This window comes from Undibacterium sp. Ji49W, assembly GCF_049340205.1.
Taxonomy (GTDB): Bacteria; Pseudomonadota; Gammaproteobacteria; order Burkholderiales; family Burkholderiaceae_D; genus Undibacterium.
The window spans coordinates 1-4,644 of the sequence record NZ_JBMPOW010000038.1 but is presented as its reverse complement, the minus strand read 5'-3'; the positions used below and the strand labels follow the sequence as shown (position 1 = coordinate 4,644).

The 4,644-nt window shown below is 55.6% G+C and carries 2 protein-coding genes; both read left to right on the top strand.

Annotated features, from left to right (window positions below; all coding sequences use genetic code 11):
• A partial coding sequence (locus ACO0LK_RS26870; RefSeq protein WP_422980585.1) for a cellulose synthase subunit BcsC-related outer membrane protein occupies positions 1–281 on the top strand: 281 nt, incomplete at its 5' end.
• A gap of 216 nt (positions 282–497) precedes the next feature.
• Positions 498–4,644, top strand: a 4,147-nt coding sequence (locus ACO0LK_RS26865) for a tetratricopeptide repeat protein (protein ID WP_422980584.1), incomplete at its 3' end; no start/stop codon positions are given.

Here is a 4,644-nt window from a genome sequence, read left to right as displayed (position 1 = left end):
ACCAGGCAGAGCTGGAACAATTTGCGGCAGCCAACCCCACCATCAACATCCCGACGACCTATCCTGGGCAAACCCGGTCAGCCTTCGCCTTCAAGATCAATGGCGCGGCAGAATACCAGCTGAGCCCCCACCTGTTCCTGGGTGGAAGGCTAACGGCAGACAACTCGGGCGACTTCAATGATGCGGCGGCGGCGGTGTACCTGCGCTATAGTTTCGAGACCAGAAAGTCCCCGGTTGCCTTCCCGCCGGTTACTCCTAAACCTTATTATTCAGGGAATTAAGGAGTTGTTGCAAGGGCCATAAATGTAGCTGCATCAATAAAAACCGTCAGAATCCTGGCGGTTTTTTTATATTTTAACAATTGCTTCGTAAGATGCGCTTCCTATTTACCCCGGTATACTTCAAAATGCAGGGAGTATGCTTTTTGTTTTTAAGACATTGCAGAACGTGGCAATGCATCAAAACAAGCGGTGCAAAGCGGTCAATAGGGGAAATGAATGATTTTTAAGAAGAAAGCGTTGGTATTGGCGCTTTTGACGGTCTATCTGGAAAGCGGGACTGCGCTCGCGAATTCCCCTTTGACGCAACAATTGAAAGAGCAGGCGCAATTCTGGGCGCAGCGTGGCAAAGATGAAAACGCTGCCGATTCCTGGCGCAAGATACTCAAGATTGAACCCGCCAATGCCGAAGCGCTGCTGGCACTGGTGATTTATGAAGCCAGGGCGGGCAATGCCGATCTGGCCAAATCCTATTACGGTAAATTGAAAGGTGCACAGACCAGCACCAGCCAGTTACGTACCGCCGAAGAAGCCATGCGTCGTGGCAATAATGGTGGGGTAGGGCAGTTGGACAATGCCCGCAAACTGGCCCAGCAGGGCGATGCCGACAGTGCGGTGGAAGCCTATAAGATCATGGGTGACCCGTCCAAGCTCAAGGGCGATGCTGCGTTTGAATATTATCAGGTGCTGGCTGGCACCAAGGCCGGTTACCCGGATGCCAAACGCGGGCTGGAAAAAATCAAGAATGACAACCCTGGCAATGCCCGCTATGCCTTGGCCTATGCCCAGGTACTGACGTATCGTGAACCGACCCGTCTGGAAGGTATCGCCGCACTGGAACAATTGACCAGCAGGGGCGATGTCGCCAAACCGGCGGCTGAATCATGGCGCCAGGCCCTGACCTGGATGGGCGTCAAGAATGAAAACGTCAAACATTTTCGTCGTTACCTCGACAAGTTTCCGGATGACCAGGTTATCAAGGATCGCCTGGCCAATTTAAACCGCCCGGCAGCAACTGCCGCAGCGGAAGAAAAAGTCAGCCCGGCCAAAGTGATGGCAGAGGCCAAACAGAATACTGCCGTCAAGGCGACAGCAGAAAGCAAACAGAAAATCGAAGCCGCTACAAAAGCGGAAAGCAAAGCGGAAATCAAGGCGGAATCTAAAACTGAATCTAAAGCTGAACCTAAAGCTGAACCTAAAGCCGAATCCAAGACAGAACCCAGGCTCGCTAAAAAAACCGAAACCAGGGCTGAAAAGAAAGCTGCTGCAAAATCTGAAGCCAAAGCCGGTAGTGGCGATTCTTTGGACAAAGCCCGCGCCGCTGCCTTCAAGGCACTGGATGACAACGACCTCAAGACCGCAGAAGCAGCTTTCCAGGCCCTGATCAAATCCCACCCCAGGGATTCCGCCGGTTATGGCGGCATGGGGCTGGTAAAAATGCGCCAGGATGAATTTGCCGAATCGCGTACGCTGTTGCACAAAGCGGTGGAGTTGTCGCCAGCCAATCGCAAGGACCAGTGGAAGCAGGCATCTGACCGTGCCAATTACTGGGGCCTGATAGGGGATGCACGCAGTGCTTTTGAAGACAGCGACAGCGGCAAGGGCATTGCCCTGCTGCGTAAAGCGGTGGAAATGGATCCCAAAGAAGCCGTCGGTATCCTGCAACTGGGTGAAGCCTTGCTGGCAGAAAACGATGCCACTGGTGCGGAAGCGAATTTCCGTCAGGTCTTGAAACAGGATCCAAAAAATCAGGGGGCACTCGACAGCCTGATCGGTTTGCTGGCCCAGCAAAAGCGCATCAAGGATCTGGAAGAACTGAGTGCCTTTATGTCGCCGCGCCAAATGACAGTGCTCTCAGAATTGAAATCTACCCAGCTATGGGACAAGGCCAAGGCAGCAGAGGCGGCAGGCGATATTGCCACCGCCCAGGCAACCCTGGAAGATGCGATTCTCATCACTCCAGACAACCCCTGGTTGCGTATCGCACTGGCAAAAATCTACCTCCGCCAGAATGCGCCGGGTGCAGCACGTGCCCTGATGGACGCCATGGCCAACGTAGAAAACCCGCAGGCCGAAGCCCTGTACGCCAGCGCCTTGCTGAGCGGCATGCAGCAGTTATGGTGGGAAGGCCTGATGACACTGGAACGTGTGCCGGTCGCAGCCCGTAAGGCAGAAATGGTCGAGCTGCAAAAGCGCATGTGGATACGGGTACAGATTGATCGCTTGAATGTCTTTGCCAACCGCGGTGATATTGCCCGCGCCCGTGAATTATTGGGCGTGATAGAAAACACGGCGGGCAATGATGCAGAATTTATCGGCATCGTTGCAGCCTTCCACATGAAGGTGGGCGACCCTGCCCACGGCCTGGCGCTGATCAAACGCGCGGTGGAGACCACACCCAATCCATCTGCCGGCTTATTGCTGCAATATGGCATGGCCTTGCTGCGCGCCAATCAGGAAGCCGAAGTGCTGGCCGTGATGCGTAAAGTCGCCGACATGCCGCGCCTGACCGCAGAAGAAGTCGGTGATTACAAAGACCTGCAACGCATCCTGTCCATGCGTTATTCAGAACGTGCGCGTGAAGCAGGCGACTTTGCCACCTCCTTCAATTATATCCAGCCCATGTTGCTGGCTGACCCGGATGACAGCCTGTTGCTGCTGAGCCTGGCACGCATTTATACATCGGCAGGTGACACAGATGCGGCCAGGGAACTGTATGTCCGCGTTTTGCAATCCGAACCAGAAAACCCCGAAGTCTTGCAGGCGCTGGTGTATGCAGCGATACAGAACAAGGATTTTTCCAGCGCAGAAGAACATTTGAATACCCTGATGCGCTTGCAGCCAGATAATCCACGCAACATTTCACTGGCAGGCAATGTCGCCAGAGCGCAAGGCAATAATAGTAAGGCACTGGAATTTTTCAGGCAGGCATTGGCGATGGAGCAAGCCCAGCGTCCGGCAGCAGGCCAGGGCGTGAATGGCATACGCCTGGTAGGGCCAGCACAGGCGCAGGCAGCCGGCGTCAATGATTTCAGGGTTAATCCTTTTGCCGACCGCAATGCAGCAATGCCGGTAGCGCAAGCCTATGCACCACAGCAGGCCCTGGTACCGAATTCCAAGAGTGCGATTTTTGCACCGGTAGGTGTTCCGATGCAACAGGCTGCTCCGCAGTATGTGCAGCCACAATATGCACAGCCTCAGTATGCGCCACCCGCCCAGGCGCAGTATGTGCAGCCACAATATGTACAGCCTCAGTATGTTCAACCGCAATATGCGCAGCCAGCGCAGGCACAATATGTGATTCCCCAATTGCCTGCCAATGTAATGGCAAGCGCAGCAAGTAAAACAGTTCCGGTTGCGACGCCTGTACCAGCGCCACAGCAAATGGCCAGCATTCCGCAGTTACCTGCCAGGGTTGCCGTTGCGCCTGCTGCAACCACGCCTGCACCTGTTCCGCAACAAGCTGCTGCCCTTAATCCATCGATTGCCATTGTGCAGGGCGGTGCAAATACGGGGAGTGCGGCCAGTGCTGCCGGCACAAATACCGGCACCTCCACAGGTGTCGCCACCGTATACCAGATACCACCAGCAACGGTAACACGTACCCCACTGACCGCAGTTGCACCGGCAGCTACGGGCACGTCTTATGTGCCTCCAAAAGTCAGCTACCCGGCGGTACCAGTGCCATTACCACAGCAATATGCGTCGGCGAATGTTACTAGCGCGGCAGCTAATGCAAGCGGCGCAAGTGGTGCAAGTGGCGCAAGTGGCGCAAGTGGCTTGGCAGGAGGGGCTGGCACGAGTGGTTATTCCAGCGGTAGCGCATATGCAAGCAACCCTGCTGGTACAGGCAGTATTTCCGCTGCCCGCAAGCTGACTAAACCCGGGCAGAGCACCAACGTCAGCCCGGAAGAAGCGTCCCTGCTCAAAGAAATCGACGCCATCAATGAACTCAACCAAAGCCAGGTCACAGTCGAAGTGGCAGGCCGCTCCCGCAGTGGGGAAAAAGGCCTGTCCGCCCTGAATGGCGTAGAACTGCCCATCGAAGCCCAGATCAGCACCCTGGGCCTGGGCCAGTTCGGTTTAAAAATTATCCCCGTGCTGGCTGACGCTGGTACCCTGGCATTGAACGACACCAACATCGCCGGCCAGTATGGCCGCAATGCCATATTGGTAGAACGTGCCAAATACGCCAAAGTCCCGTTCACCACCATCGCCCGCCAGCAAGGCCTCTCCAACGTCGCTACCCTCGATCAGGAAGCCAAAGGCGTCGCCCTCAACCTCAGTTATGAACTGGCAGGCGTACGCGCCGACATCGGCTCCAGCCCCATCGGCTTCCCCGTCCAGAACGTCGTTGGTGGCCTGC